Genomic DNA, 26,834 nt, shown 5'->3' with positions numbered 1-26,834 from the left:
GGAAACGTCCCCCAACGTGCAGAAACGGCAGTTCTACGGCAGAATCTCCGTCGAATTGGTTCGACGCTGGGCACGGCGCTGGGGCTCCCTTATCTACTGGTTCCGACCCAGGCGGCCGGACGACGCGAAACAGGTCCCGTCGCCACTGTGACGACGGGACCTGTTTTGGTCGTCGCGGGGAGTGCTAGCTGCTGACCGGGTTCGTCCCGGTCACCGGGGCGCCCAGGTACATCGCCTCGATCTGATCGGCGTAGTCCCGCAGGATGATGTCCCGTTTGATGCTCAGCTTCGGGGTCAGGTACCCGGCGGCTTCGGTCAGCTCGGTCGTCAGCACCGTGAACTTGCGGATCGACTCCGCCCGCGATACGTGGTCGTTGGCGTGGTCGATGGCGCGCTGCACCTCGGCGAGAACCTTCGCGTTGACGGATGCCTCGGCCAGCGTCATTCCCGCGTCCTCGCCGTTGTTGTTCAACCAGACCGCGAGCATGTCGGGGTCGAGCGTGACCAGGGCGGCGATGAACGGCTTGCGATCGCCGACGACGACCACCTGGCCGATCAGCGGGTTGGACCGGATCGGGTCTTCCAGCGCCGCCGGGGCGACGTTCTTGCCGCCGGCCGTGACGATGATCTCCTTCTTGCGCCCGGTGATGGTGAGGAAGCCGTCGCTGTCCATGGCGCCGATGTCACCGGTGCGGAGCCATCCGTCGTGGAAGGTGGCCGCGGTGGCCACGGGATTCTTCCAGTACTCCGTGAAGACGTTGACGCCTTTGACCTCGATTTCGCCGTCGTCCAGGACGCGCACCGAGACGCCGGGAAGCGGTGGGCCTACGGTGCCGATCTTGAACTTGGTGGCCAGACCCACGGTGGTCGGCGCGGTTGTCTCGGTGAGGCCGTAGCCCTCCAGGATCTTGATGCCGAGGCTGTGGTAGAAGTGACCCAGGTGCATGCCGAGTGGAGCCGAACCGGAGACGGCGTACTTCACGTTGCCACCCATGGCCGCGCGCAGCTTGCTGTAGACCAGACGGTCGAAGAGCGTGAACTTGAGCTTGAGCATCAGCGGAACGCTCTTGCCCTGATCGACCAGCATCGAGTGGTCGACGGCAACCTGGGCGGCCGTCTCGAAGATCTTGCCTCGGCCGGCGGCCAGCGCCTTCTGCTCGGCGGAGTTGTAGACCTTCTCGAACACCCGCGGCACTGCGAGCAGGAAAGTGGGTTTGAAGGTGCCGAGCGATTCGAGCAGCTTCCGGGTATCGGGCTGGTGACCGACGCGCACACCGGCGTGCACGCAGAGAACCGAGATGAACCGGGCGAAAACGTGCGCGGTGGTGATGAACAGCAGCGTGGAAGCGCCGTTCGCGTCGGTGAGCACCTCTTTCAGCGCCACCGCCGAGTTGCGCGACGTCTCGACGAAGTTGGAGTGGGTGAGCACGCAGCCCTTGGGACGGCCGGTGGAACCCGAGGTGTAGATCAGGGTGGCGATGTCCGAACCCACGGCCAGCGAGCGACGCCGCTCGATTTCGGCATCCGGCACGTCGACCCCGGAGGCCGCGAGCTTGTCGAGGTCACCGAGGTCGATCTGCCAGACCTTCTGCACGCTGCCGAGCTCGGGGTGCACCTCGTCGAAGCGGGAAAAGTGCTCGGCGGTCTCGACGATCACCGCCGCGGCGTCGGAGTCACCCAGGATCCACTGGATCTGGATGGGGGAGCTGGTCTCGTAAACGGGGACCAGCACGGCACCGGCGAACCAGGTGGCGAAGTCGATCAGCGTCCACTCATACCGGGTCTTGCACATCAAGCCGATTTTGTCTCCGGGCTGGATTCCTGCCGTGACGAGCCCCTTGGCCAGCGCGACGACCTGGGCATGAAACTCCGTGGTGGTGACGGGGGACCAAGCTCCGTTTCTCGGCAGTGAGAACAACACGGAGTCGGGCGTCGCCTTGAGGCGTTCGACCAGGAGATCGGTGACATTGGCTTGTGGGTCTGCGGGAACGATGGCGGGCAGATCGTACTGTTTCACGGTAGCTCCTCTGGTACCGGGCGGGCGATTTGCCTCACTCTATCCACGTCACTTCGTGGAAGCAGCCGTTTCGCCTGGCCGTGTCTTGGTTCACTACACTCTAGGGGGACGCACCGGCTTCGTTGTCTCGCCCCGCAGAGCGCCCCACTTTATCCATCGACGAAAGAAGTCCTCTGTGCACGCCATTGGTATCGACATCGGCGGCACCAAAATCGCCGCGGCCCTGGTCGACGAATCCGGAACGATCATCCGCTCGGATCGACGCCCGACCACCGCGAGCGATCCTCGCGGGATCGAAGACGCCGTCGTCGACATGATCACGGAGCTCTCGGGGGGCGAGGAGGTCGTCGCCGCCGGGATCGCCGCGGCCGGCTTCATCGACGCCGCCCAGTCCACCGTTTACTACGGGCCCAACGTCAACTGGCGCCACGAGCCGCTTCGGGCCACTCTCGAGGCGCGGCTCGACCTGCCCATCCTGATCGAGAACGACGCGAACGCCGCGGGCTGGGCGGAATTCACCTTCGGCGCCGGCCGGGGCTACACCGACATGGTCACCCTCACCATCGGCACCGGAGTGGGCGGAGCTATCGTCGCCGACAACCGTCTCTTCCGCGGTGGCTTCGGCTGTGCCGCCGAGCTCGGGCATCTGCGCGTGGTGCCCGGCGGTCGCCTCTGCGGCTGCGGCGCCCACGGCTGCATCGAACAGTACGGTTCGGGTCGCGCCCTGCTTCGAATTGCCACCGAGCTGGCGGATGCCGGCGGAATCGGCCTCGGCCTCGCGGCCGCCCGTGAGCGCAAGGGCAAGCTGACCGGCAAAGAGGTCGGCCGGCTGATCCAGGACGGTGACAACGGCGCCTTGGCCGCCCTGAGGCAGTTGGGCGGCTCGCTCGGGCAGGCCTGCGCAAGCCTGGCGGCCGTACTTGACCCGCAGATCTTCGTCTTCGGCGGGGGCGTCGCCGCTGCCGGTGAACTGCTGCTCGAGCCCATCCGCGCCGCATACCTCGAAAATCTGCCGGCCAGGGGCTTCCACCCGGAGGCCGAATTCGCCATCGCGCAGCTCGTCAACGACGCCGGTGTCGTCGGTGCGGCCGACCTGGCGCGGAAACACGTTTTCGCGCAGTAGGCTTTCCGGGTTACCGAGGGAGCAACGATGTTCTACTGGCTCATGAAAAACATTGTCATCGGCCCTCTGCTGCTGGCTATCTTCCGGCCCTGGGTGGTCGGGCTCGAGAACATCCCCAAAGAGGGCGGTGTGATCCTCGCGAGCAATCACCTGTCGTTCATCGACTCGGTGTTCCTGCCGCTGGTCGTTCCGCGTCGCGTCGTCTTCCTCGCAAAGAGTGAGTACTTCACGGGCAAGGGGCTCAAGGGCTGGGCGACACGCCAGTTCTTCAAGGCCACCGGCCAGCTGCCGATCGACCGGTCGGGTGGCAAGGCATCCGAGGATTCCCTCAACACCGGCCTGCGCGTCCTGGGTTCCGGCGGCGTGCTCGGCATCTACCCTGAGGGCACCCGCAGTCCCGACGCGAAGATGTACCGGGGCCGCACCGGCGTGGCGCGGATGGTGCTCGAGGCCGAGGTCCCGGTCATCCCTGTGGCCATGATCGACACTGAGAAGGCCATGCCGACGGGCACCCGCATTCCGAAGGTGCGCCGGATCGGCATCGTGATCGGCAAACCCCTCGACTTCAGCCGCTTCGACGGCATGGAGGGCGACCGGTTTGTGCTCCGGTCCGTGACCGACGAGCTGATGTACGAGCTGCAGGCCCTCAGCCGGCAGGAGTATGTGGACGTCTACGCGACCAGCGTGAAAGAAAAGCGGGCCAGCCTGACCCGATAGAATCAGACGGTTGCCCAGGGGCCGACAGACCCCGACCCGATAGCCCGGCCCGCAATATTTTTCTTGCCGGACCAGACAAAAAAGGAATAGTCCCGTGGTAGACCCCACCGAACCAGTCGTGCTCGCAGATCGATCTGTGGTTGCCGGCCTGGACTATTGGCGCACCCTCCCGATCAAGCAGCAGCCGACCTGGCCCGACGCGGATGCGGTTGCCGCGGCATCTGCCGAACTGTCCACGCAGCCGCCGCTCGTCTTCGCCGGCGAGGTCGACATCCTACGGAACCGGCTCGCCGAGGCCGCCGGCGGCCATGCCTTCCTGCTGCAGGGCGGGGACTGCGCCGAGACGTTCAGCGGCGCCACCGCGGAGCAGATCCGCAACCGGGTCAAGACCGTGCTGCAGATGGCCGTCGTGTTGACGTACGGCGCGTCGATGCCCGTGATCAAGATGGGCCGGATGGCCGGCCAGTTCGCCAAGCCACGCTCCAGCGATTTCGAGACCCGGGGTGGCGTCACCCTGCCGGCTTACCGCGGCGATATCGTCAACGGCTACGATTTCACACCCGAATCGCGCGAGGCCGACCCGGCCCGCCTGGTCAAGGGCTACCACACCGCCGCCTCCACCCTCAACCTGATCCGTGCCTTCACGCAGGGCGGTTTCGCCGACCTGCGCCAGGTGCACAGCTGGAACCAGGGCTTCGCCGCCAACCCGGCCAACCAGCGCTACGAGAAGGTGGCCAAGGAGATCGACCGCGCGATCAAGTTCATGATCGCGTGCGGCGCCGACTTTGAAGCCATGCGTCGGACGGAGTTCTACACCAGCCACGAGGGTCTGCTGATGGACTACGAGCGTCCGATGACTCGGATCGATTCCCGCACGGGCACGCCGTACAACACGTCCGCGCACTTCATCTGGATCGGGGAGCGCACCCGTGACCTTGACGGTGCGCACGTCGACTTCCTCTCCCGGGTGCGCAACCCGATCGGGGTCAAGCTCGGCCCGAGCACGTCAACCGACGACATGCTGCGCCTGGTCGACAAGCTCGACCCGAACCGCGAACCCGGTCGTCTCACGTTCATCACCCGGATGGGTGCGGGCAAGGTGCGCAGCGCCCTGCCGCCGCTGCTGGAGGCGATCAAGGCCAGTGAGGCCAAGCCGCTCTGGGTCACCGACCCGATGCACGGCAACGGTGTGACCACGCCCACCGGGTACAAGACCCGTCGTTTCGACGACGTCGTCGACGAGGTGCGCGGCTTCTTCGAGGCGCACCGCAGCGTCGGCACACACCCGGGCGGCGTTCACGTCGAACTTACCGGCGACGACGTCACGGAGTGCCTGGGTGGTTCCGAGCACATCGACGAGGCCGCGCTGGCGACCCGCTATGAGTCGCTCTGCGATCCGCGCCTGAATCACATGCAGTCGCTCGAGCTCGCCTTCCTGGTTGCCGAGGAGCTTGCCGCTCGCTAACCCGGCCCCGGGTGCCCGCTCCGGCATGGGAACCGCCGGGTACGGCCGGCCCGGCCGGGACGGCTGTCTAGCCGAACGGGTTCGTCGGCTTGAGGGTGATGGTGCTGTTCTTGGGCGCGGCGGTGCCGGCTTCGGGATTCGTCGATGCGACGCTCAGGAGCGGTGCGATGGCATCCGCGCCGAGATTGTAGCTCAGCTTGAATCCCAGGTCGGTGAGCACCTGCTTGCCCTCGTTCCACGGGAGGCCGACGATGTTGGGCACCGTGACGGGTGCCGGGCCGAGGGAGGTAGTGAGTGCATACGTGTCGCCGGTGCGTACGGGACCTTCGTTCACGGGGGCCGCGCTCACGACGTCTCCCTCGGCGATCGACTCACTGTAGACCTCGTCGCCGGGGGTGACGAGCAGCCCCTTCTCCGCCAGGATCGCGGTGGCGTCCTTGACGGATTCGCCGGACACGTCCGGTACGGGGCCGAGTGAGAGAACCAGATTGACGTTCATGCCCACGAAGTAGTCCCCACCCTGGGAGACGTCCCCGGCGTCGGATTCGCGGCTCGCGGAGATGACCAGGCCCGATTCAACGGTGTCGTCGAAGAGGGAATCGGTCGCCCCGATGCCTGCCTTCAGCTCCGTGACGGCGGAGGTCGCAGCATCGGCCGTCAATCCCGCCAGCACGGGCAGAACGATCGGCTGCGGGCCCTGGGATACACGCAGCGTCACCGTGCTGCCCTTCGCCACGCGGGTGCCCGAATCCGGGTTGGTGCTGGAGACGAGGCCGGCGGGGATGGTGCCGCTGAACTCGGTGCCGAGCGCCGCCTCCAGCCCGAGCCCGGTGAGCTGGGCGGTCGCGTCGTCGGGGGACACCGAGACGAGGGCGGGAATCGGGACCTCTGAGCCGGGGCCGTTGCCGAAGAACCAGCCGGTTCCGCCGGCAAGGGCTGCCAGCATGAGCACCAGCGCGAAGAGCCAGAAGCCGCGGAACTTGCGTGTGCGGGCCTTGTCGGCCAGGAGAATGGTGGTGGCAGGTGCCGAGGCAGAAGCCGCCGTGGCCACGCCGGCCACCGCCGGGGCGAGCGGGGCACCGCCGAGGATCTGGGTGTCCGCGTCGGCCACCGCTGCGGTCACGCCGCCGGGCAGCACCATGGTCGCGGATTGTCCGGTCGCCGGGGGAGTCGGGCGCACGAGCTTGTCGAGGTCGAGCAGTTGATCGAGCATGACACGTGCGTCCCGGGGGCGCTGCTCCGGGTCGCGGGCGGTGGCCCAGAGCACCAGTTCGTCGAGCTCGTGCGGAATCGCGGGTATCCGCGCGCTTGGCATGGGCACGTTGTCGTTCGCGTGCTGGTAGGCGATCTGCATGGGCGCTTCGCCGACATAGGGCTGCTCGCCGGTAAGCATCTCGTAGGTCATGATGCCGAGCGCGTAGATGTCGCTGCGGGCATCCGCGATGCCCCGCGTGACGAGTTCGGGGGAGAGGTAGGCGATCGTGCCGAGCAGGGCCTGCCCGGTGGCCGTGTTGTTGTTGACGGCCCGGGCGAGTCCGAAGTCGCCGATCTTGATGCGGCCGTCGTCGGCCAGGAGAACGTTCTCCGGCTTGAGATCGCGATGCACGATTCCCGCTTTGTGCGCGGCGGCGAGGCCCGAGAGCACCGCCTCGAGGATGTCCATCGTCTGCTCACTGGTGAGCCGGCCGTAGTCCTTGAGCAGGTCGCGCAGAGTGATGCCGGGCAGGTATTCCATGACCAGATAGGCCATATCGGCATCCTGGCCCTGGTCGTAGACGTTGACCACGTTCGGGTGCGCGAGCCGGGCGGCCGAGCGGGCCTCCTGCACGAACCGGGCCTTGAACGTGTTGTCGTCGGCGAGGTGCCCGTGCATGATCTTGATGGCGACCCGGCGTTCGAGGCGCAGGTCGGTCGCGAGGTACACGGTGGCCATGCCACCGCGGGCGATCCGTGAGCGCACCTGATAGCGGCCGTCTATCAGACGACCGACCATGGGATCGGCAGGGGTATCGCTCACTAGTCGAGTCTAGGGATTGCGAAGCCGTTCCCTGTGCCGGAACACTCGCAAGTCAGGGTTTTCAAGCCTGAGCGGATGCGAGCTGCAGGTCAGCCGAGATCGGCCAGCCAGGCCCGGGCCGATGTTTCCCACTTCGCGTAGTGGTTCGGGTGAGCCGAGATCTGCACGGTCTGCGCGGCCTCGGTCACGGTCATCGACTCCCAGCCGGGGATGTCGAGCAGTCCGCGCGTGATGCCGGGGTTGGGGTTCACGGGGCCGCCGAAGAAGGCGAGGCTGGCCCGCTCCGGGTCGAGCACCTGCTCGGGGGTTCCCCAGCCGAAACTGGGGCGTTGCTGGAAGAGGCCGAGGGAGTCGCGGTCGCCGTACTGCACGTTGCGCAGCCCGGATTCCTGGGCCGCGGCGGCCAGGGCGATCACGATTGCGGAGTCGCCGGCACCCGCGCGGCGACCGCTCGCGATAATGATTTCGGCGTACCGGCGCATGTCCTCGCTGAGCGGCGTGACCTCGCCGGGCGCTGCAGACGGCGCAGGGGCGGCCTCCTCGATGAGGATCGCCGATTCCATCGCCGGCGCCGCGGGAACTGAGCCGGACGGGATCGACAGGACCTGGCCGGGGTAGATGATGCTGGACCAGCCGAGGCCGTTGGCGTCGAGAACGGATTGCACCGAGACGCCCGCCGCGGCCGCGAGGGCTCCGATGGTCTCGCCGGCGGCGATCGTGTGCGTGCCGGAAGCATTCAGCGGGGCGAAGGCTGCGGCCGGCGCGGCCGAGACCGGCGCGGCACCGTCGCCCGGCGGCAGCACGACGGCCTGTCCGGGGAAGATGATGCTGCCTGCGTCGAGACCGTTCACGCGGAGCAGGGCCTCGAGGGAGAGCCCGTGCGCGGCGGCAACGCCGGAAAGCGTGTCCCCGCTCTGGATCAGGTACCGCGAGATCTCGGCGGCGACGGGCGCCGGAGCCGGAGCGGACGGCTGCGCCAGACCGGCCAGGGTCAGCATCTGGCCCGGGAAGATCACCGCGGACCAGCCAAGGCCGTTGAGGGCGAGTACGGATGCGGTGGAGAGACCGAATCGTCCGGCCACGCTGCTCACGGTGTCGCCTTCGACGACCTGGTACTGGGTCGGCGCCGCGACGGCGGCGATACTCTGCCGACCTGCGCCGGCGGGCACCGCGGTCGGCAGGATGCTCTTGCTCTTGAGCGGCTTCTTCGCGATGGTGGCGGCATCCGCCGGCGACGCCAGGTTCAGGCTGATCGCGATCGTGCTGATCAGCACGAGCGGGACGGTGACCAGGACGCCCAGACCCCGTCGTTCGGTGGCGTGCCGGTGGTGGCCAGCACCGGGCGTCGAAGAATTCACGTCGCTGGTGCTGCTGGCTGGACTGTTCCTGCTGGCTGGTGCCGACATTCCGCTCCCGTCGATTGCGTGCGACAGCGGTGCTGGCACAGCATTGCCCAGTCAATCAGGTTGGCCCCCATTCTGGGCATCAACACGCGCGTTTGCGCCATGAGAGTTTGTCCGCCCCGTCGAATCATGGGAGGCTTGATGAGTGACCGAATCGTTCTCAGATCAAGAGTGGCTGTCCATCGCCGACCTCGTCCGGGTGCTCGGCGTCAGCCAGAGCCGCGTGCGTCAGCTGATCGACGACAAGCAGCTGCTCGCCATGCGCCGTGACAACGGGCCCTTGCAGATTCCCGCCGCGTTCATCAGGGACGGCGCCCCGCTGCCCGAGCTGCGCGGCACGCTGATCGTGCTCTCCGACGACGGCTTCAGTGACGAGCAGGCGATGCGCTGGCTCCTTGAGGTCGACGGCAGCCTCGGCGTTCCCCCGGTCCAGGCACTGCTTGCCGGCCGTAAGGCCGAAGTGCGCCGGGTCGCCCAGGCGCTCGCCTGACTTTTCCGCGCTCCTAGAACGCCCGGCGGGTCACCGTCTCGGCCAGCTCCATCAGCCGCGTCGTGACCGCGCCGCTGATCGGTGATCCCTTGAGAGCTGCGAGGGCCTCGGCGACGTTCGAGTCGATGAGCGCCTCGATCCGCTCGACGGCGCCGCTGTCGACGATGGCGCGCTGCAACATCCCGATCTGTGCTTCCGTCAGCAGCGGGTCGCCGAGGAGCGCGTCCAGGTTCTCGCGGGCCGTGTCCGTCAGGTTCTCGCGCGCCAGAGCGACCAGTACAGTGCGTTTGCCCTCGCGGAGGTCGTCACCGCTCGGTTTGCCGGTGACGGAGGCGTCGCCGAACACCCCGAGCAGGTCGTCCCGAAGTTGGAATGCGATGCCTAGCGGCAGTCCGAAGGCACGCAGGGCGTCGAGGTGGTCCGGGCCGGCGCCGGCCAGGGCTGCGCCGATCACGAGCGGCGCCTGCACGCTGTACTTGGCCGACTTGAAGACGATGACCCGCAGCGCCCGGTCGAAGAGTTCTGTTTCGGGCTGGGAGAACCAGGCGCGTTCTTCGAAGATGTCGAGGTACTGGCCCACAGTGACCTCGGTGCGCATCCGGTTGAATTCTATCCGTGCCCGTGCCGCGGCCGACGCGTCGGTGGCTGCCGCGAGCCCCTCGTCGAGCAGCTCATCGCTCCAGCCCAGCAAGAGGTCGCCGAGAAGGATTCCGGCGGCCCGGCCGAACGCGACCTGGCTGCCTGCCCATCCGCTTTGGCCGTGCATGCCCTCGAAGAGTTTGTGGGCGGAGGCCGCGCCGCGTCGGGTATCCGAATTATCGATGATGTCGTCGTGGACGAGTGCTGCCGCATGGAAGATTTCCAGGGCCGCCGCCGCGGAGATGACCGGCACCAGCGCGGTCAGGGCGTGGTCGGAATCCCCGTTCGCACCAGTGGATCCGCCTGTGCCGACGCTCTGCCAGCCCCAGTAGCAGAACAGCGCCCGGAAGCGTTTGCCACCGCTGAGAAACTGCCGTGAGAACTCCACCAGCGGCGTGAGATCGGAGCTGATGGTAGTCACAATTGGTAAACGGGTTTCGAGGAATTCGTCGATGCGAGAATGAACCAGATCGATCAGATGATTGCTTTGCGCCACTTGCCTAGCCTAGCCATCACGGCGGGGTTAGAATCGGTGAAGCACAGCGCGATCCCAAACAGGAGGAATGAGATGCCGCTTTCGGAACAAGAGCAGCGACTCCTCGAAGAAATGGAGCGCGGCCTCTACCACAATGACGCCGATTTCGTGGCGACCGTCGGTGGCAGCAGCCTCCGGCCCGACTACCGCTCGATTTCCATCGGGGTTCTGGCCGCGGTTGCCGGCATCGGTGCTCTCATCGCCGGCGTGGCCATCCAGCAGCTCTGGCTCGGTGTCCTCGGCTTCATCATCATGTTCGCCGGGGTGTTGTTCGCGACCACGCCCAGCAAGTCCGCCCGGCGGATGTCCGCATCCGCTCCGCGCTCCCGTCCGAACCAGCAGCAGCGGTCGTCTCAGCGCGGTTTCATGGATCGCATGAACGAACGCTGGGATCGTCGCCAGGACGGCCAGCAGTAACCTTCTCACCACCGCTCGACTGCACTTCCGCTCCACCGCACCTCGCAGACAGGGCCGATCATCCGATCGGCCCTTTTTTTGTGCCCGAAAACGGTGCGAAATGAATCCCGGCCTTGAATTTCCCTCCACTCCGCTTTCCCCCGTTTTCCCGGGGATAAGTAGGGTGAATTTCTCCAATATTTGCGCGTTTATTCTGTTTGGTGGATCAAAGTGGAGTAAAGTGGAGCAAGATCTGGACCGTGACCGGATGAGAGGGGGGATGAATGTTCTTTGGCACGTACGCCCCCAAGCTCGACGAAAAAGGCCGCATCATCCTTCCCGCAAAATTCCGGGACGAGCTGTCTCCCGGGATCGTCATGACCCGAGGCCAGGAGAACTGCCTCTACGTGTTCACGACCCGGGAGTTCGAGGCGTACTACGCGAAGATCTCCCAGGCGCCGCTCACGGACCAGAGCGGGCGCTCCTTCAGTCGCATGATGTTCTCCGGCGCGAGCGCAGAGCAGCCCGACAAGCAGAACCGGGTGACCATCCCCGCGAACCTGCGCGCCTGGGCCGGGCTCGACCGGGACCTCTCCGTGATCGGCGCCGGCAACCGGGTAGAGATCTGGGACACCGCCGCCTGGGACGCGTACCTCTCCGAACAGGAAGAACCATTCGCGAACATCACGGAGGAGGTGATTCCGGGACTCATCTAGCTCCTGACGCCTGACTCCCAGCCGTTCTGCCTGACACACTTCCCCGGTGGCAGAGACGAATGGATGGGGATCAGGAATCAGGAACCACCCGGGACTATGGCCATCAACGATATCCACACCCCAGTTCTGCTCGACCGCTGCGTCGAGCTGCTCGCACCGGCACTGGAACGACCCGGCGCCGTGCTCGTCGACGCCACTCTCGGCATGGGCGGGCACGCCGAGGCGTTCCTGCAGCGGTTCCCCGGGCTCGTCCTGGTCGGACTCGACCGGGATCTCGACGCCCTCGCGATCGCCGAGGAGCGGCTGAAGCCGTTCCGCGACCGGGTTCACCTCGTGCACACCGTCTACGACGGTATTCAGGACGCGCTGGCCGGCCTCGGCATCCGCGAGGTGTCCGGCGTGCTTTTCGACCTCGGCGTGTCCTCGCTCCAGCTCGACCGGGTCGAGCGTGGTTTCTCCTACTCCAAGGACGCGCCGCTGGACATGCGCATGGACAACACCAGCGACCTGACGGCCGAGCGCATCGTGGCCACGTACAGCGAGCAGGAGCTGCGCCGGATCTTCCACGAGTACGGCGAGGAGAAGCTGGCGGCACGCTACGCCAAGGCCATCGTCGAGGCCAGGGAGACCACCCCGTTCGTGCGGTCGGCCCAGCTGGTCTCCGTGATCACCGCCGTCACACCGGTTGTTGTTCAGCGCGCCGGACACCCCGCGAAGCGGGTCTTCCAGGCGCTGCGCATCGAGGTCAACCAGGAACTCGCCGTGCTCGAGCGCGCCATTCCCGCAGCGCTCGATTCGGTCGCGGTCGGTGGGCGCATCGTCGCCATGGCCTACCAGTCCCTCGAGGACCGGATCGTGAAGAAGTCCCTGGCAAAGGCATCCGGCTCCACCGCCCCTGCCGGATTGCCGATCGAACTTCCCGAACACAAACCACTGTTCAAGCTTGTGATCCGAGGGGCCGAATTGGCCTCGGACGAAGAAAAGGCGAGAAACCCGCGCGCAACGCCGGTTCGCCTTCGCGCCGCCGAGCGACTGAGGAGAGCCGCATGAGTGACAACCTCGCACGCGCACCACGACCCAACTGGGAGAGCACCCCCGACACCGCTTCGGTGCCGGAGCCTCGCCACATCGAGATCGTCTCGCCGCGCAGCCAGCGTCACGCGCGTCCGAAGATCGTCTACGCCCTCTCGGCCGTCACCGGCGTGGCTGCCATCGTGCTCGCCCAGCTGCTGCTGAGCGTCGGGATCTCCCAGTCCGCCTACGAGGTGTCCCGGCTGCAGGCCAGCCAGGTCGAACTCGGGCGCACGGCGGAGAGCGTCACCGAGGACCTTGTGCGGGTCTCGTCCCCGCAGAGCCTGGCCGCGAACGCGGAAGCACTCGGCATGGTCAGCAACTCCAACCCGGTGTACCTCCGCCTGTCCGACGCCGCCGTTCTCGGAGCGCCCGCCTCCGCCAGCGGAAGCTCGGCCGGTACGGCGAGCCTGGTGCCCAACTCGCTCCTCGTCGGCGTACCTTTGGTCACGGAACTGCCGCAGACCACCGGTCAGGGAGCCAGCCTCGGCGGTTCACAGGCCGAGGTCCCCGCGGCGGTCGCCCCGGTTGCCCCGGCAGCCGAACCCAACGCTCTGCCGACGCCCACGACCCGCTAGCCCGCCCCGGTTCGCCCGTCTCGCGAGGGACGTCCCGCCCGCCTCCCGTTAGTTTCGTTCCCAGAACGCGCCCAACCCGCGGCCCCGGCCGCAGTAAGGAATCGCAGGTGGCGAGCAGCTCCCGGTCCAGCAGGCGGCGCAGTGCCGCGACGATCCTGATCCTGCTCGTGTTCGTGGCCGTATTCGTGGTCAGGCTCGTCGACATCCAGGTCGTGCGCGCCGAGACGCTCAGCGCCGACTCGCTGGGCAACCGGTCGGTCGAGCAGCCCGTCTACGGAGCCCGCGGAGACATCGTCGACACGAACGGGGTTGTCCTGGCCGGCACGGTCATGCGGTACGACATCACCCTGTCTCCGCGGAACGCCGCGGAATTCGACCGCACCACCGACGATGGGGACGTGACCGTGACGGTCGCGCAGGCGGCCGCGGAGGTGGGCGCCCTCACCGGGCAGACCGGCGACGAGATCCTCCAGATCATCTCCGGCTCCCTGGCCGCCGACAAGGACTCCGACTACGCCGTCGTCGTGCGGGCCGTGGACGTCTCGGTGTTCCGGGCCATCGACAAGCTCGACATCCCGTGGATGTACGCCGAGAAGAACCCGGGCCGGGTCTACCCGGATGGCGCCGTGGCCGGCAACCTGGTCGGATTCGTCTCCTCCGGGGGAGAGGCTCAGGCCGGCATCGAGCTCGGGCAGGACGCCTGCCTCGCGAGCACCAACGGCACGGAGACCTATGAGAAGGGAGCGGATGGCGTGCGCCTGCCCCAGAGCACCGTCACCACGGTCCGGGCCAAGGACGGCGGCGACGTCGTCACGACCATCGACTCCGACCTGCAGTGGTTCGTGCAGCAGGTGCTGGCCGAACAGGCCGTCGCCACAGGCGCGGCCTGGGGCAACGTGGTGGTGCAGGAGGTGAAGACCGGGAAGCTCGTCGCGGTCGCCGACTACCCGTCGGTCGACCCCAACAACGTCAACGGCACCCCCGACGCTGAGGACCGCGGCTCCCGGGCCTTCACCGCCCCCTTCGAGCCCGGTTCTACGTACAAGGCGCTGACCACGGCATCCGTTCTCGACGCGGGGGCCGCCACCCCGCTGAGCCGGGTCGTCGCGCCCTACCGGTACCTGCCGCCCAACGGTGCCAACGTGAACGATAGCTCAAACCACGCCGACCTGAACCTCACCCTCACGGGCGTGATGATCGAGTCTTCGAACACGGGCATGTCGAAGTTCGGCGAGTTGATCAGTGACCAGCAGCGCTACGACTATATGAGTAAGTTCGGTGTGGGCTCGGCCTCGGAGTCCGGTTTCCTCGCCGAGGAATCCGGCACCCTGCGCCCCTTCGAAGATTGGGACAACCAGACCAAGTACGCGACCATGTTCGGTCAGGGGCTCACCACCACGGCCATCCAGGTCTCCAGTATCTACCAGACCCTGGCCAACAACGGCGTGCGGATGCCCGTGCAACTGGTCGCAGGCTGCCGCCACGCTGACGGCAGCATGACCGACGTGCCCGAAGCGGTCGGTACCCCGGTCGTGTCGGCCGCCGCCGCCCGGGAGACCGCAGACATCCTCGAGATGGTCTACCAGAAGGCCTGGCTGGCCAGGACGTGGGAGATTCCGGGCTACCGGGTGGGCGCGAAGACCGGGACGGCGCAGATGCCCGATGGTCGGGGTGGGTACACCAAGGGGTACCTGGTGTCGGTCTCCGGCTTCGCTCCGGGCGACGATCCGCAGTATGTCGTTTCGGTCAGCCTCGCCGACCCTGTTAAACTGAACTCTTCCGCGGCATCTGCTCCGATCTTTCAAGAGGTCATGAGTCAGGTGCTGAAGAAGTACCGGGCAGTCCCCTCGGGCGCCACCGCGCCTGCCCTTCCCGGTACCTGGTAAGAAAGCGAGCCCCGTGACCGAATTGGCACCCTCGGCTCTCCGTCCTCAGCATCCGGTCCCCAGATCGTTGTCGGGACTGGTCGATGAATTCGAACTGTATGTGCACGGCGATGTCGATGGCCTCGAGGTCACCGGCGTGAGCCTGAGCTCCCGAACCGTTCAGCCCGGAGACCTCTATGTCGGCGTTCCCGGGCGCGCGAGTCATGGCGCGTCCTACGCCGCCGGCGCCCGCGAGTCCGGTGCGGTCGCGATTTTGACCGATGAGGCCGGGGCGGTGCTGGCCGCCGACAGCGGCCTGCCGATCCTGGTGACCCCGGACGCGCGCGCCGCGCTCGGTGCCGTCGCCGCCTGGATCTACCGCACCGACGCCAATCCGGCCACGCTCTTCTCCGTCACCGGCACCAACGGCAAGACCAGCGTGGTCTATCTCCTCTTCGCCCTGCTCAACCAACTGGGCGTCGTGGCCGGCCTCACTTCGACGGCCGAGCGCCGCATCGGCGACCTCGCCGTGGTGAGCTCGCTGACGACCCCGGAGGCAACCGAGCTGCACGCCCTCCTCTCCCGCATGCGAGAGGCCGAGGTGCGCGCCGTTGCGATCGAGGTGTCCGCCCAGGCGCTGACCCGCCACCGCGTGGACGGGCTCGTCTTCGACGTCGCCGGGTTCACGAATCTGAGTCACGACCACCTCGACGACTACGCGGGCCTCGACGAGTACTTCCAGGCCAAACTCGAGCTGTTCCAGCCCGACCGCTCCCGGCGGGGCGTCATCACGGTCGACTCCGACTGGGGCCGCCGGATCGTCGACGAGTGCCGCATCCCCGTCACCACCCTGAGCAGCAACCCGGACGTCGCCGCCGACTGGCACATGTCCATCGTCTCCGAGAGCGCGCTGTACACCGAGTTCCTGCTCGAGGGCCCCGAAGGGCGCCGCCTGCAGACCCGGGTTCCCCTGGTCGGCTGGTTCATGGCCGCCAACGCCGCCCTGGCCATCCTGATGCTGGTCGAATCCGGCTACGACCTCGAGGCGATCGCCCATTCCCTCGATCGTGACGGCGGAATCGACGTCTACATCCCCGGGCGCGCCGAGCGCATCTCCGGGGACACGGGACCGCTCGTCTACATCGACTACGGGCACAGCCCGGACGCGTTCCTGAACACCCTCGCCGCCATCCGTAAGTTCACTCCCGGCCGACTGATCATGGTCTTCGGCGCCGACGGCGACCGCGACACCACGAAACGGGCGGACATGGGGGCGATCGCTGCCCGCGGGGCGGATGTCGTCGTGATCACCGACTTCCACCCTCGGTTCGAGGACCCCGCGGCCATTCGTGCCACTCTGCTCGCTGCCGCACGGGAGGCCGTGCCCGGCGGAGAGTTCCATGAGGTGCCCGACCCCCGGACGGCGTTCCGGACGGCGCTGTCCCTAGCGAAAGAAGGCGACGCGATCTTGTATGCGGGACCCGGCCATGAAAATTACCACGAGGTTGCCGGCGTGAAGATTCCGTACTCCGCCCGGGACGATTCCCGCCAGGCGCTGCGCGATGCGGGGTGGCTGTAGATGATCGCCCTGACCCTGGGCCAGATCGCCTTGGCCGTCGACGGCACGCTCCACCTGGACGGAACCTCTCGGAGCATCGACTCCGTGACCGACGGAATGGTGCACACCGACTCGCGCGACACCGTTCCCGGCTCCATCTTCGTGGCCAAGCCCGGTGCGGTGACTGACGGCCACCTCTTCGCCCCGGCCGCCGTCGAACGCGGCGCCACCCTGCTGATCGTCGAACGACACCTTGATCTCCCCGTGGCGCAGATCGTCGTGCCGGACACCGTGCTCGCCCTCGGCGCCCTCGCCACCGACGTCGTGGCCCGCGTGCGGGAAGCCGGCAACCTCAAGATCGTCGCCGTCACCGGATCCAACGGCAAGACCACGACGAAGAACCTGCTCCGCGCCGTGCTCGAGCGCGTCGGCCCGACCGTCGCGGCCCGCGCATCTTTCAACAACGAGGTCGGCGCGCCGCTGACCATGCTCGAACTGACCCGCGACACCCGTTTCCTGGTGGCGGAGATGGGTGCGAGCGGCGTCGGAGAGATCGCCCGGCTCATCCGGATGGCCCGTCCCGACATCGGGATCGTGCTCAAGGTCGGCCTCGCCCATGCCGGCGAATTCGGAGGCATCGAAGCCACGGTCCGCGCGAAGACCGAAATGGTCACCGAACTGCTGGCGACGGATGTCGCCGTGCTGAATACCGACGACCCGCGCGTCGCCGGTATGGCCGCCTCCACCCGGGCCCGGATCGTCTGGTTCGGCCAGTACGGCGACGAGGGAGTGCGCGCGACCGCGGTGCACGCCTCCGCGTCCGGAACGACGTTCACGCTGCACCTGGCCTCGGGCCAGTCCCGCCCGGTGGCGTTTCAGGTGCTCGGCGAACACCATGTCATGAACGCTCTGGCCGCCGCCGCCGCCGCCGAGATCCTGGGAGTCGCGATCGACGACATCGTCTCCGCCCTCGAATCCGTGCAGACCGCCGAACGTTGGCGCATGCAGGTCATGGGCGGCCGGGACGGGGTGACCGTCATCAACGACGCCTACAACGCCAGCCCGGACTCCATGACGGCGGCGCTCAAGACCCTCGCTCAGATCGGTGTTCCCGGCCGGCGCACCATCGCGGTTCTCGGCGAGATGAGCGAGCTGGGCGAACTGGCTGGTGAGGAGCACGACCGCGTCGGGCTGCTCGCCGTGCGCCTCAACATCTCCCAGCTCATCGTGGTCGGGCGCGGCGCGCGGCGCATGCACATCAGCACCATCAACGAGGGATCCTGGGACGGGGAGTCGGCCTTCGTCGAGAATGCCGACGAGGCCTTCGACCTGCTCTGCGCCACAGTGCAACCGGGGGACACCGTGCTGGTGAAATCCTCCAATTCCGCCGGCCTGAGATTTTTGGGCGACCGTCTGGGAGAGTGGTTCTCGTGAGAGCACTTTTGATGGCCGGAGCCTTCTCCCTCGTCTTCACCCTGTCGCTGACGCCGCTGTTCATCCGGCTGTTCAAGAAGCTGGGCTGGGGACAGTTCATCCGCGACGACGGCCCGCAGAGCCACCACGCCAAGCGCGGCACGGCCACCATGGGGGGCATCATCATCATCCTCGGCGCCCTGGTCAGCTATTTCTCGGCGATGTGGTTGACCGGGTCCCCGGTCACGGCGTCGCCGCTGCTGGTGCTGTTCATGATGGTGGGCCTCGGCATGGTCGGCTTCGTCGACGACTTCCTGAAAACGCGGAACCAGCGCAGCCTCGGGCTCGGCGGCTGGGCCAAGATCACCGGCCAGGTTCTCGTGGCCGGCACGTTCGCCATCCTGGCCATCCAGTTTCCGAACGCCAACGGCGTCACGCCGGCGTCGACTAAAATCTCGTTCCTGCGAGATCTGCCGCTGGACTTCATGCAATTGGGCAGCATCATCGGCATCTCCCTGTTCGTGCTGTGGATCTGTCTGATCGTGACGGCCACGTCCAACGGCGTCAACGTCACCGACGGCCTCGACGGGCTCGCCACCGGGTCGTCGATCCTGTCGATCGGCGCGTTCATCGTGATCGGCTTCTGGCAGTCCAACCAGGCCCGCTTCGGGGGAGCGGACATCGCCGACCTCTACCGCGCCTACGACGTTCGGGACCCGCTCGACCTGGCCATCGTCTCCGCGGCCATCGTCGGCGGCCTGATCGGCTTCCTCTGGTGGAACACCTCGCCGGCCAAGATCTTCCTGGGCGACACCGGTTCGCTCGGCATCGGCGGCGCCCTCGCCGCCCTGGCCATCCTGAGCCGCACCGAACTGCTGCTCGTGCTGATCGGCGGCCTGTTCGTGATCGAGGCCGGATCGGTGATCGTGCAGCGCGCCTACTTCAAGGTGACCCGCGGCCAGCGCATCTTCCTGATGAGCCCCATCCATCACCACTTCGAGCTCAAGGGCTGGGCCGAGGTCACCGTGGTGGTGCGTTTCTGGATCATCGGCGGGCTGTTCGTGGCCGCCGGCGTCGGCACCTTCTACCTCGAATGGCTGGCCAGCTAGTGGCTGGTCGCCACGCCGATGAGGTCGGGCCCGCTGGGGCTGACGCCGCGCGCCTCGACGGGTTGACCAGCTGGCACTCCGACTGGTCCGGCCTCCGTGTCGCCGTGCTCGGTCTGGGCGTCACCGGCTTCGCAGCCGCCGACACCCTCGTCGAACTGGGCGCGGATGTGCTCGTCGTGGCGGGGGACGCTCCTGCCGACACCATCCGCCTGCTCGACGTGATCGGGGCGGGACTGGTGCAGGCCGCGCCGGGCGTCGTTCCGCATGAACTGACCCGGCACCGGCCGGAGGTTCTGATCGCCTCGCCCGGCTACCACCCCGACCACGCTCTGCTGCTCTGGGCCGCTCGGGCCGGGGTACCGGTCTGGGGAGACATCGAGCTGGCCTGGCGCCTGCGGGACAAGGTCGGGCCCGCGGCCGAGTGGATCCTCGTCACCGGCACCAACGGCAAGACCACCACCGTGCAGCTGACGGCCACCATGCTCGCCGCCGCCGGCCTGCGCGTCGCACCCTGCGGCAACATCGGTGTGCCCGTCCTCGACGCCGTGCGCGACCCGCAGGGCTGGGACGTGCTCGTGGTCGAACTCTCCAGCTACCAGCTTCACCACCTGCCCCGCACCGGTCCCGGCGCCCTCGTGCCGTTCTCCAGCGTCTGCCTCAACATCGCCGACGACCACCTCGACTGGCACGGTTCGGCCGAGGCGTACCGCGATGCGAAAGCCACCGTCTACGCCAATACCCAGGTGGCCTGCGTCTACAACAAGGCGGATGCCGCGACCATCCGTATGGTCGAGGACGCCGACGTGCAGGAGGGTGCCCGGGCCATCGGCTTCGGCCTCGGCGCCCCCGGGCCCAGCGACTTCGGCATCGTCGAGGGCATCCTTTGCGACCGCGCGTTCCACGAGGACCGGTTCGAGACCGCCATCGAGATCACCACCGCGCCGGAACTCCGGGCCCACGGGCTCAGCGCGCCGCACCTGCTCGCTGACATCCTCGCTGCCAGCGCTCTGGCCCGGTCCTTCGGCGTCGCGCCCGGCGTCATCCACGACGCCCTGGAGGGTTTCCGCCTCGACGCGCACCGGATCGAGATCGTTGCCGAGTTTGCCGGCATCCGCTGGATCGACGACTCGAAGGCCACCAACCCGCATGCGGCGGATGCTTCGCTCACCGCTTTCGAGACCGTCGTCTGGCTGGTCGGCGGCCTGCTCAAGGACGTCGATGTCGATGACCTGGTAGCCCGGCACGTCGGCCACCTGCGCGGGGCCGTGATCATCGGAGCCGACCGCTCCGTGTTACGGGACGCATTTGCGCGACACGCGCCGGAGCTGCCGGTGTTCGAGATCGACGCCGACGACACTGGTCAGGTGATGCCCGGGGCGGTCCGCCTCGCGGCCGGTCTCGCAGAAACCGGCGACGTCGTGCTGCTGGCCCCGGCCGCGGCGTCTATGGACCAGTTCACCGACTACGCCCAGCGGGGCCGGTTGTTCGCAGAAGCCGTACGGGACCACCTGGGAGGTGAGGCGGATGAAGACTCCGCCTCGAACCCCGGCGCCTAGGCAGGCCGCGCCCGTCGCCTCCACCCGAATTCATTTCGGCCGGGTGTTCAAGGCCGAGTCCGCGAGCTATTTCCTGCTGCTCGGCACGACCCTGTTCCTCGTCGTGTTCGGCCTGGTCATGGTGCTGTCGTCTTCCTCGGTCGACTCCTACCTGGAGAACACCGGCTTCTTCGGCACCGTCCTGCGCCAGGGGGGATTCGCGCTGATCGGCGTTCCGGTGATGCTGATGATCAGCCACCTGCCGCTGAAGTTCTGGCGGCGTGTGGCGTGGCCGTTGCTCATCGTCGCCTGTCTCCTGCAATGCCTGGTCGTGTTCACGCCGCTGGGCGTCGAGGTGGCCGGCAACACCAACTGGCTGTCGGTCGGCGGAGTCCAGTTCCAGCCCTCCGAGGCGATCAAACTCGCCCTCGTCGTCTGGCTGGGCATGATCCTGTCGCAGAAGGAGAAACGGCTCGACGACTGGCGCCACGTGTACATTCCGGTTTTCGGCGTGGGCGGCGGCGCCGTGCTGCTCGTGCTCATCGGCGGTGACCTCGGAACCGTCCTGATCATGGCCGGTATCCTCTTCGGAGCCCTGTTCTTCGCCGGCGTTCGACTGCGCCTCCTGGCAGTGCCTCTCGGCGCCGGGGTCGTGCTCGCGGTTCTGATGGCATTGACGAGCACGAACCGGATGACGCGCATCCTGAGCTTCATGGGAGCCGGCTGCGAAGAGCTCGACGGCCCCATCTCGGCACCCTGCTGGCAGCCGCTGCACGGCATCTGGGCACTCGCCAACGGCGGGATCTTCGGCGTCGGGCTCGGCAACTCCAAAGCGAAGTGGTCCTGGCTGCCCGCGGCCGACAACGACTACATCTTCGCCATCGTCGGCGAAGAACTCGGACTGATCGGGGCCATCGTCGTCCTATTCATGTTCATCCTGCTGGCCTTCGCGTTCCTGCGCATCATGCGCACCAGCACGAGCCTGCAGGCCCGCGTGTCGACGGCCGCCGTGCTCGTCTGGCTGATCGGCCAGGCCTTCGTCAACATCGGCGTGGTCCTGGGCGTGTTTCCGGTGCTGGGTGTTCCGCTCCCGTTGGTGTCCGCCGGCGGCACCGCCTTGCTCACGACCCTCGGTGCGATCGGCATCGTGCTCTCATTCACCCGGGGCGACCACGCGGAGCCGCCACGACGCACCGCCATGTCGACCGACACGTCAGGAGCCCGAGAGTGACCACCTATCTGCTGGCCGGGGGCGGAACCGCCGGCCACGTGAACCCGTTGCTGGCCGTCGCCGACACCATCATGAGCCGGGAACCGGATGCGACAGTCATCGTTCTCGGCACCAGGGAGGGCCTCGAGGCCCGCCTGGTGCCGGCCCGCGGCTACGAGCTCGTCTTCGTTCCCCGACTGCCTTTCCCACGCCGGCCGAACCGACAGGCCCTCTCCTTTTTGCCACGGCTGAACCGTGCCATTGGCGACGTGGCCGATCTGATCCGGTTCCGCACGGTCGACGTCGTCGTCGGGTTCGGCGGCTACGTCTCGACCCCGGCCTACTTCGCGGCACGCCGGGCGGGGGTGCCGATCGTCATCCACGAGGCCAATTTCCGGGCCGGGCTGGCCAACCGGCTCGGCGCCTGGTTCACCCGCCATGTCGCGGTGGCCTTTCCCGGCACCCGGATCCGCCACCCGACCGTCGTCGGGATGCCGCTGCGACCCGAGATCGCCGAGCTTGACCGGGCTCAGGCGCGCCCGGAGGCCTTGGCGTTCTTCGGCCTCGACGCCGACCGCCCCACCCTGCTGGTCACCGGCGGATCCCTGGGCGCTCGGCGCCTGAACAACACCATCGCTTCCTCGGCTCCCGGTCTGATCAGGGCCGGCTGGCAGGTGCTGCACATCACCGGTGAGAAGTCGGAGGTGACAGACCCAGGTCTGCACCACCACCGCCTGATCTCCTACTGCGACCGGATGGACCTGGCGCTGTCCGCGGCGGACTTCGCGGTGTCCCGGGCCGGCGCCGGAACCGTGTGCGAACTCAGCGCCCTCGGCATCCCGGCCGTCTACGTGCCGTACCCCGTCGGCAACGGCGAGCAGCGCTTCAACGCGGCGGACGTCGTGCGCGCCGGCGGCGGGATCCTCGTCGACGATGCGGACTTCGTGCCGAACTGGGTGCAGCACGAGCTCGTTCCCGTGCTCACCGACCGGGAGCGCGTGCGCCGGATGGGCGTCGCGGCGGCATCCGTCGGGGGACTCGACGGCTCGGTGCGAATGACCGACTTCATCCACGCCGCCCTCGCCTGATCACAGCGGCTAACGTTGTTCCAGCACCAGAACACCAGCACCGAACGCACACCAGCATTCGTCTCCGACTGAGAAGAGCCAGCAACCGTGATCAAGCCCGACCTGAACCTCACCATTCCCCGTGACCTCGGCACGGTGCATTTCGTGGGCATCGGCGGCTCCGGGATGAGTGGGATCGCACGGCTGTTCCTCGCCGCCGGGCATACCGTGACCGGCTCGGATGTGCGCGAGTCCGACAACGTGCTCGCCCTGCGCGAGCTGGGAGCCCACATCGCGATCGGCCACGCCGCTGAGAATGTCGGCGAAGCCGACAGCCTCGTCGTCACGGGGGCACTCTGGCAGGACAACCCGGAATACGTGCTGGCGAACGAACGCGGCCTCCCCGTGCTGCACCGCTCCCAGGCGCTTGCCTGGCTGATCGAGAAGCACCGCCTCGTCGCCGTCGCGGGCGCCCACGGCAAGACCACCTCGACCGGCATGATCGTGACCGGCCTGCTCGGCCTGGGAACGCATCCCAGCTTCGTCAATGGCGGTGTGATCGAATCGCTCGGCGTGTCGGCCGGCGCGGGCACCGACGACCTCTTCGTGGTCGAAGCCGACGAGTCGGACGGCTCGTTCCTGCTCTACAACACGGCCGTCGCCCTGGTCACCAACGTCGACCCTGACCACCTCGACCACTACGGTTCGCTCGAGGCCTTCGAGGCCGCGTTCGTCGAATTCGCACAGAACGCGACCGAGTTCGTGGTCATCTCCTCCGACGACGCCGGCGCTGTCAGCGTGACGGGCAAGCTCGCCGGCAAACGGGTCATCACCTTCGGCGAGGACGCCGCGGCCGACGTGCGCGTGCACTCGGTCGTCACCGACGGACCGGTACGTTTCGGCGTGGCCTGGGCCGGAAGCGATTACTTCGCCACCCTCCGAATCCCAGGTCGGCACAACGCCATCAACGCCGCCGGCGCCTTCGCGGTGCTCGTCGGCCTCGGTTTCGCCCCGGAGGCGTCCCTGGCCGCCATCTCGGGTTTTGGCGGCACCGAGCGCCGCTTCGAATTGCACGGCACCGTGGGTGGGGTCAGCGTCTACGACGACTACGCCCACCACCCCACCGAGGTGGCCGCGGCGTTGTCCGCCGCCCGCACGGTGGTCGGCCGCGGCCGGATCATCGCCGTGCATCAGCCGCACCTCTACAGCCGCACTCGGCTGTTCGCCCAGGAATTCGCCCAGACGCTTGAGGAGAAGGCGGACCAGACCGTCGTCCTCGGCGTGTACGGCGCCCGAGAAGACCCGGAGCCCGGCGTGACCGGCGCCCTCGTTTCCGAACGGTTCACGGATGCCGGCAAGGTCGTCTACGTGCCCGACTGGCAGGAGGCCGCCGACTACGTCGCCTCGATCGCCCGGGACGGCGACTTCGTCGTCACCCTCGGCTGCGGCGACGTCTACCGGATCGTTCCCCAGCTGCTCGCCTCGCTCACGCAGGCGCGCGGATGACCCGCCGACGATCATGAAGCGGCCCGAGGGCTACGACCGCCCGCCGGCAGGCGCTGAGCGGACCGGCGGGCCGAAGACGACCGCCGCGAAGAGCGCCGGGGCGAAGCCAGCCGCAGCGAAGACAGCCCGTCCCAAGCCGGGAGGACGCCAGTCGAGCGGTCACAGCGACCACACGAATACCGAGCCGATCACGCTTCCCGCCGCCGACACGATCGCACCCGTGTCCCGGCTGCGGGCGCCGGACTCTTCCCCTTCGTCCGCGTTCGCACCCACGGAGCCCCGCGACTCTGCGCTGACTCCGGCCGGGGCCAGACGCAAGCTCCGGGCCGCCCGTCGTGCCCGCAAACTCTATGAACGGGAGGAGGTGCGCCGCTTCACCTGGCGCTCCCGTCGGCGGCGCAACGTCTGGCTGGCGGCGCTCGGCACCCTGGCCGCGCTCGTCGCCTTCGTGCTCGTCGGCACCTTCTCGCCCCTGATGGCGCTTCGCACCATTGAGGTCGTCGGGGCGAACCGGGTACCCTCCGAGAAGATCCGATCGGCCCTCGACGACCAGCTGGGCACGCCGTTGCCGCTCGTGGACTTCGACGCGGTGCAAAAGGAGCTGTCCGCCTTCACCCTGATCCAGAGCTACGTCACCGAGAGCCGTCCGCCGAACACCCTCGTCGTGCGCGTCGTCGAGAGGGAGCCCGTCGGCGCCCTCGTGACCGAGTCCGGGTTCGACCTGGTCGACGCGGCCGGGGTAGTGATCCAGAGCAGCGCGGAGCGCCCCGCCGGGTACGCCACGATCGATGCGCGGGCCGGGGTCGGCAGTGCCGGCTTCCGGGCGGCGGCTGCCGTGATCGCGGCCCTGCCGGCAGACATCCGTTCCACCCTCGACACCGTCACCGCCGCCACCACGGACGACGTCACCCTCACGCTCGTGGGCGGCGCGCGCGTTGTGTGGGGGAGTGCGGAGAAGTCGGACTTCAAGGCGGTCGTGCTCGCGGCCCTGATCGTGAGCCACCCGGTCGGCAGCGTCGGCGAGTACGACGTGTCCTCCCCGGATAGCGCCGTTCTCCGCTGAGATCTTGGTTGGATCTTCGCGACACGCGGGCGCGCCTCCCCGAGCCTGTTCGGCTGGCGCATAACTTTCTAAGCAGGAATTGCATACTCAGCATAACTTTAAACTTCGACAAGAGGTTTAGGGTTCCACCGGAGGCCGGACGTGTCAACAACAAATCAGAACTACCTCGCAGTCATCAAGGTTGTTGGAATCGGTGGCGGCGGTGTCAACGCCGTCAACCGCATGATCGAGCTCGGCCTCCGCGGAGTCGAGTTCATCGCCATCAACACGGATGCCCAGGCGCTGTTGATGAGCGACGCCGACGTCAAACTCGACGTGGGCCGCGATCTCACCCGCGGCCTGGGCGCCGGCGCCGACCCTGAGGTCGGCCGCCGCGCCGCCGAGGATCACGCCGAAGAAATCGAAGAGGCTCTGGCCGGCGCGGACATGGTCTTCGTCACGGCCGGCGAGGGTGGTGGAACGGGCACCGGCGGTGCGCCGGTCGTCGCCCGCATCGCCAAGTCCATCGGCGCGCTCACCATCGGTGTCGTCACCAAACCCTTCGGCTTCGAGGGCAAGCGCCGCCAAGCTCAGGCCGAGGCCGGCGTCGCCTCCCTCAAGAACGAGGTCGACACCCTCATCGTCGTGCCGAACGACCGCCTGCTGGAGATCAGCGACCGCGGAATCAGCATGCTCGAGGCCTTCGCCACGGCTGACCAGGTGCTCCTGGCCGGCGTGCAGGGCATCACCGACCTGATCACCACCCCCGGTCTGATCAACCTCGACTTCGCCGACGTCAAGTCGGTCATGCAGGGTGCCGGCTCCGCGCTGATGGGTATCGGCTCGTCCCGCGGCGCGGACCGAGCCATCAAGGCGGCCGAACTCGCCGTTGCGTCCCCGCTGCTCGAGGCCTCGATCGACGGCGCCCATGGCGTGCTGCTCTCGATCCAGGGTGGCTCCAACCTCGGAATTTTCGAGATCAACGACGCCGCTCGCCTCGTGCAGGAAGCCGTGCACCCGGAAGCCAACATCATCTTCGGTGCCGTCATCGACGACACCCTGGGTGACGAGGTGCGGGTTACCGTCATCGCTGCCGGATTCGACGGCGGTGAGCCCGGTGCCAAGGCGGTCGAGGTGCGCCGCGCAGACCTGGTCGCCGCCGGTGTCGCGGTCGGCGCGGGCGTGGGCACGGCGGGTGCTGCGGCGGTCGGCGCGACCGACTCGGCTCCCTACACGGATGCCGCGGCCTCGTCGGTCTGGTCCGGCGTCGAGCCCGGTGCGGCAGTGGCCGACCCGGCCTTCGAGGAAGACCCGGACGACCTGGACATCCCGGACTTCCTCAAGTAGTGCCGCAGGCAGCGA

General features: G+C 67.7%; 22 protein-coding genes. 18 read left to right on the top strand and 4 right to left on the bottom strand.

What is annotated here, in order from left to right:
- Positions 1 to 184: 184 nt before the first annotated feature.
- A complete protein-coding gene (locus E3O47_RS01855; RefSeq protein WP_104099535.1) occupies positions 185 to 2,017 on the bottom strand; it encodes an AMP-dependent synthetase/ligase in 1,833 nt (610 codons plus the stop codon).
- A gap of 175 nt (positions 2,018 to 2,192) precedes the next feature.
- Here E3O47_RS01855 and E3O47_RS01850 point away from each other — a divergent pair, with 175 nt between their 5' ends.
- The 3 genes from E3O47_RS01850 to E3O47_RS01840 all read left to right on the top strand — a co-directional run bounded on the left by E3O47_RS01850 (position 2,193) and on the right by E3O47_RS01840 (position 5,322).
- Complete coding sequence (locus E3O47_RS01850; protein WP_134419386.1) at positions 2,193 to 3,140, top strand: ROK family glucokinase; 948 nt, start codon at positions 2,193 to 2,195, stop codon at positions 3,138 to 3,140.
- A 27-nt stretch (positions 3,141 to 3,167) separates the two neighbouring features.
- A complete protein-coding gene (locus E3O47_RS01845; protein WP_134419385.1) occupies positions 3,168 to 3,857 on the top strand; it encodes a lysophospholipid acyltransferase family protein in 690 nt (229 codons plus the stop codon).
- 136 nt (positions 3,858 to 3,993) lie between these two features.
- On the top strand, positions 3,994 to 5,322 hold the full coding sequence (locus tag E3O47_RS01840) for a 3-deoxy-7-phosphoheptulonate synthase class II (RefSeq protein WP_104099549.1): 1,329 nt from the start codon (positions 3,994 to 3,996) through the stop codon (positions 5,320 to 5,322).
- Between the two features lie 67 nt (positions 5,323 to 5,389).
- Here E3O47_RS01840 and pknB read toward each other — a convergent pair whose 3' ends face one another.
- Complete coding sequence (pknB, locus tag E3O47_RS01835) at positions 5,390 to 7,339, bottom strand: Stk1 family PASTA domain-containing Ser/Thr kinase (RefSeq protein WP_134419384.1); 1,950 nt, start codon at positions 7,337 to 7,339, stop codon at positions 5,390 to 5,392.
- An 89-nt stretch (positions 7,340 to 7,428) separates the two neighbouring features.
- On the bottom strand, positions 7,429 to 8,697 hold the full coding sequence (locus tag E3O47_RS01830) for a LysM peptidoglycan-binding domain-containing protein (RefSeq protein ID WP_241972992.1): 1,269 nt from the start codon (positions 8,695 to 8,697) through the stop codon (positions 7,429 to 7,431).
- A gap of 190 nt (positions 8,698 to 8,887) precedes the next feature.
- Here E3O47_RS01830 and E3O47_RS01825 point away from each other — a divergent pair, with 190 nt between their 5' ends.
- On the top strand, positions 8,888 to 9,232 hold the full coding sequence (locus E3O47_RS01825; RefSeq protein WP_104099531.1) for an Rv2175c family DNA-binding protein: 345 nt from the start codon (positions 8,888 to 8,890) through the stop codon (positions 9,230 to 9,232).
- A 13-nt stretch (positions 9,233 to 9,245) separates the two neighbouring features.
- On the opposite strand, the gene E3O47_RS01820 is transcribed toward E3O47_RS01825, so the two are convergent.
- Positions 9,246 to 10,292: a polyprenyl synthetase family protein gene (locus E3O47_RS01820; RefSeq protein WP_233191151.1), complete on the bottom strand. Its 1,047-nt coding sequence runs from the start codon at positions 10,290 to 10,292 to the stop codon at positions 9,246 to 9,248.
- A gap of 39 nt (positions 10,293 to 10,331) precedes the next feature.
- On the opposite strand from E3O47_RS01820, the gene E3O47_RS01815 reads away from it, so the two are divergent.
- The 14 genes from E3O47_RS01815 to ftsZ all read left to right on the top strand — a co-directional run bounded on the left by E3O47_RS01815 (position 10,332) and on the right by ftsZ (position 26,819).
- Positions 10,332 to 10,823 (top strand): DUF3040 domain-containing protein, encoded by a 492-nt coding sequence (locus E3O47_RS01815; RefSeq protein ID WP_338145468.1) that lies wholly within the window; start codon positions 10,332 to 10,334, stop codon positions 10,821 to 10,823.
- Positions 10,824 to 11,086: 263 nt separating this feature from the next.
- Positions 11,087 to 11,518 carry a division/cell wall cluster transcriptional repressor MraZ gene (gene mraZ / locus E3O47_RS01810; protein ID WP_134415193.1) on the top strand — a complete coding sequence of 144 codons (432 nt, stop codon included), beginning with the start codon at positions 11,087 to 11,089 and terminating at the stop codon, positions 11,516 to 11,518.
- Between the two features lie 96 nt (positions 11,519 to 11,614).
- Positions 11,615 to 12,568 (top strand): 16S rRNA (cytosine(1402)-N(4))-methyltransferase RsmH, encoded by a 954-nt coding sequence (rsmH, locus tag E3O47_RS01805; protein WP_134415194.1) that lies wholly within the window; start codon positions 11,615 to 11,617, stop codon positions 12,566 to 12,568.
- Positions 12,565 to 13,167, top strand: a complete 603-nt coding sequence (locus E3O47_RS01800) for a hypothetical protein (RefSeq protein ID WP_104099526.1) — start codon at positions 12,565 to 12,567, stop codon at positions 13,165 to 13,167. The genes rsmH and E3O47_RS01800 overlap by 4 nt, the downstream gene beginning before the upstream one ends.
- Before the next feature lie 107 nt (positions 13,168 to 13,274).
- Positions 13,275 to 15,053: a penicillin-binding protein 2 gene (locus E3O47_RS01795; RefSeq protein ID WP_241972993.1), complete on the top strand. Its 1,779-nt coding sequence runs from the start codon at positions 13,275 to 13,277 to the stop codon at positions 15,051 to 15,053.
- Positions 15,054 to 15,066: 13 nt separating this feature from the next.
- Entirely contained in the window at positions 15,067 to 16,611 is a 1,545-nt protein-coding gene (locus tag E3O47_RS01790; protein WP_104099525.1) for a UDP-N-acetylmuramoyl-L-alanyl-D-glutamate--2,6-diaminopimelate ligase, read from the top strand.
- A complete protein-coding gene (gene murF / locus E3O47_RS01785; RefSeq protein WP_134415196.1) occupies positions 16,612 to 18,024 on the top strand; it encodes a UDP-N-acetylmuramoyl-tripeptide--D-alanyl-D-alanine ligase in 1,413 nt (470 codons plus the stop codon).
- Positions 18,021 to 19,112, top strand: coding sequence for a phospho-N-acetylmuramoyl-pentapeptide-transferase (mraY, locus tag E3O47_RS01780; protein WP_134343348.1), 1,092 nt, complete (start codon positions 18,021 to 18,023; stop codon positions 19,110 to 19,112). Before murF ends, mraY begins: the two co-directional genes overlap by 4 nt.
- Positions 19,112 to 20,668, top strand: coding sequence for a UDP-N-acetylmuramoyl-L-alanine--D-glutamate ligase (gene murD, locus E3O47_RS01775; protein WP_241972994.1), 1,557 nt, complete (start codon positions 19,112 to 19,114; stop codon positions 20,666 to 20,668). Before mraY ends, murD begins: the two co-directional genes overlap by 1 nt.
- Positions 20,637 to 21,878, top strand: coding sequence for a putative lipid II flippase FtsW (ftsW, locus tag E3O47_RS01770; RefSeq protein ID WP_134419383.1), 1,242 nt, complete (start codon positions 20,637 to 20,639; stop codon positions 21,876 to 21,878). The genes murD and ftsW overlap by 32 nt, the downstream gene beginning before the upstream one ends.
- Positions 21,875 to 22,945 (top strand): UDP-N-acetylglucosamine--N-acetylmuramyl-(pentapeptide) pyrophosphoryl-undecaprenol N-acetylglucosamine transferase, encoded by a 1,071-nt coding sequence (locus tag E3O47_RS01765; RefSeq protein ID WP_134343350.1) that lies wholly within the window; start codon positions 21,875 to 21,877, stop codon positions 22,943 to 22,945. The genes ftsW and E3O47_RS01765 overlap by 4 nt, the downstream gene beginning before the upstream one ends.
- A gap of 87 nt (positions 22,946 to 23,032) precedes the next feature.
- Positions 23,033 to 24,430 carry a UDP-N-acetylmuramate--L-alanine ligase gene (murC, locus tag E3O47_RS01760; RefSeq protein ID WP_104099519.1) on the top strand — a complete coding sequence of 466 codons (1,398 nt, stop codon included), beginning with the start codon at positions 23,033 to 23,035 and terminating at the stop codon, positions 24,428 to 24,430.
- A 13-nt stretch (positions 24,431 to 24,443) separates the two neighbouring features.
- Positions 24,444 to 25,493 (top strand): FtsQ-type POTRA domain-containing protein, encoded by a 1,050-nt coding sequence (locus E3O47_RS01755; protein ID WP_104099518.1) that lies wholly within the window; start codon positions 24,444 to 24,446, stop codon positions 25,491 to 25,493.
- A gap of 141 nt (positions 25,494 to 25,634) precedes the next feature.
- A complete protein-coding gene (gene ftsZ, locus E3O47_RS01750; protein WP_104099517.1) occupies positions 25,635 to 26,819 on the top strand; it encodes a cell division protein FtsZ in 1,185 nt (394 codons plus the stop codon).
- Positions 26,820 to 26,834 lie beyond the last annotated feature (15 nt).

The sequence above is a fragment of the Cryobacterium sp. TMT2-17-1 genome (assembly GCF_004402765.1).
GTDB classification, from domain to species: Bacteria; Actinomycetota; Actinomycetes; order Actinomycetales; family Microbacteriaceae; genus Cryobacterium; species Cryobacterium sandaracinum.
The sequence above is the reverse complement of the archived record's forward strand: the minus strand, read 5'-3'. Positions and strand labels throughout refer to the sequence as shown.

Coding starts and splice junctions, on each gene's coding strand:
- E3O47_RS01845 (WP_134419385.1), top strand. CDS start 3,168: ATGTTCTACTGGCTCATGAAAAACATTGTCATCGGCCCTCTGCTGCTG.
- E3O47_RS01815 (WP_338145468.1), top strand. CDS start 10,332: ATGAACCAGATCGATCAGATGATTGCTTTGCGCCACTTGCCTAGCCTA.
- mraZ (WP_134415193.1), top strand. CDS start 11,087: ATGTTCTTTGGCACGTACGCCCCCAAGCTCGACGAAAAAGGCCGCATC.
- rsmH (WP_134415194.1), top strand. CDS start 11,615: ATGGCCATCAACGATATCCACACCCCAGTTCTGCTCGACCGCTGCGTC.
- E3O47_RS01800 (WP_104099526.1), top strand. CDS start 12,565: ATGAGTGACAACCTCGCACGCGCACCACGACCCAACTGGGAGAGCACC.
- murF (WP_134415196.1), top strand. CDS start 16,612: ATGATCGCCCTGACCCTGGGCCAGATCGCCTTGGCCGTCGACGGCACG.
- ftsW (WP_134419383.1), top strand. CDS start 20,637: ATGAAGACTCCGCCTCGAACCCCGGCGCCTAGGCAGGCCGCGCCCGTC.
- E3O47_RS01755 (WP_104099518.1), top strand. CDS start 24,444: ATGAAGCGGCCCGAGGGCTACGACCGCCCGCCGGCAGGCGCTGAGCGG.